Source organism: Psychrobacter sp. 1U2, assembly GCF_051847575.1.
In genome coordinates this window covers 1-1456 of record NZ_JBPYDC010000195.1, presented here as the reverse complement: position 1 = coordinate 1456, position 1456 = coordinate 1, and the positions used below count along the sequence as shown (strand labels likewise).

General features: G+C 41.6%; 2 protein-coding genes and 1 pseudogene. All 3 read right to left on the bottom strand.

What is annotated here, in order from left to right; all coding sequences use genetic code 11:
* Positions 1-356, bottom strand: a pseudogene (locus ACS8FD_RS14400) (hypothetical protein); the annotation flags it as partial.
* A gap of 113 nt (positions 357-469) precedes the next feature.
* Positions 470-934 carry a dUTP diphosphatase gene (gene dut, locus ACS8FD_RS14395; RefSeq protein WP_439261253.1) on the bottom strand — a complete coding sequence of 155 codons (465 nt, stop codon included), beginning with the start codon at positions 932-934 and terminating at the stop codon, positions 470-472.
* Between the two features lie 155 nt (positions 935-1089).
* Positions 1090-1456: magnesium transporter (locus tag ACS8FD_RS14390; RefSeq protein WP_439276360.1), on the bottom strand; the 367-nt coding region annotated here is incomplete at its 5' end.

The following is a 1456-nucleotide window of genomic DNA, read 5'->3' as shown; positions in this document are numbered from 1 at the left end:
CGATTGGCAAGCATATGCGCTATGGTATCGCTATCACAGCGTACATCATAGCCAATGACCACCACATTAGCTGATGGCACAGAGCGATAAGTTTGAGAATGAGGGTGAACTAAAAATTCTTCTTTATTGTGTTTGTTTTTTAGATTAGGATTTTTTAAATTGTGCTTTTGTATGTCATGTCTTTTTGAATAACGGTTTTTTAGAAAACGACTTTTTATTGAGTGGCTGGCTTGTGTTTTATATAGCTGTGCAAAAACTTCACCCAACGCCGCGATAAATTCAGTAGTAAAATACTGGCGTGCTCCGCGAATATCATAAGCACGAAATAGAGGGAGCTGGGCGGCAAAAGTCGGCATGACTATAAACTCCTCATATCCCTATTTATAATAAATGGCGTACTTACTTACTAAGTTCACCGCGGCTATATATATGTTACTCTGATCTAGGTTTTAACTCAGTTGTTTTAAATTTAATGACGGCCTGAATGTCCAAAGCCACCTGCACCGCGAACACTTTCATCGCTAAAATCTGTTACCACTTCAAATTCTGGGCGGGCAACGGGTACCACAATGTACTGTGCCATACGCTCAGCAGGATTAAGTACAAAGTCGTCACTACTACGATTCCAAACACTGACCATCAGCTCCCCTTGATAGTCGGCATCGATAAGACCCACTAAGTTGCCAAGTACAATACCATGCTTATGACCGAGTCCTGAGCGCGGTAGTATCATTCCGGCATAGTTAGGGTCTTGAATATAGACTGCCAAGCCTGTACCTACTAGATGCGTTGCTCCTGCCTTAATTGTCATAGGCTCATCAAGACAGGCACGCAAATCGATACCTGCTGATCCATCTGTGGCACGGGTCGGCATAGGAAAATCAGGATGCGTACCAATTTTGGAATTAAGAACTTTGACTTGTACAGCTTGCATAACACACTCACTTATAAAATTAGATTACGTAACGATTTTATATCGAACTGGCTATAGCCATTAGTAAATAGATAGCGATTATAAAGAACAACTACTCTTTGTCACGTTGTAGTTTTGGACTCAAATCTTTGCTCATACCTTGCAAAAAGTAACCACTATAATAGTAATACACTTGCCAGTCCTAAAAAGGACATAAAGCCGACGATATCGGTCACTGTGGTCAAAATAACTGAGGCAGATAGCGCCGGGTCAATGTTCATGCGCTTGAGCAGTAGTGGAATACTAATACCAGATACATTGGCAGCCGTCATATTGATGGCAATAGCAAAACCAATCACTGCACTAATCTTACCATCATGAAACCACATTTGTGCAATAATCGCCATGATAAATGCCCAAATAAGTCCATTAATTGCACCAACCCACAACTCTTTATTAAAAAGCCACCAACGGTTAGAACCACCAATTTGGCCCATGGCCATACCTCGAATTACGACAGTCAGCGTCTGAGAGCCGGCGATA

Coding starts and splice junctions, on each gene's coding strand:
- dut (WP_439261253.1), bottom strand. CDS start 934: ATGCAAGCTGTACAAGTCAAAGTTCTTAATTCCAAAATTGGTACGCAT.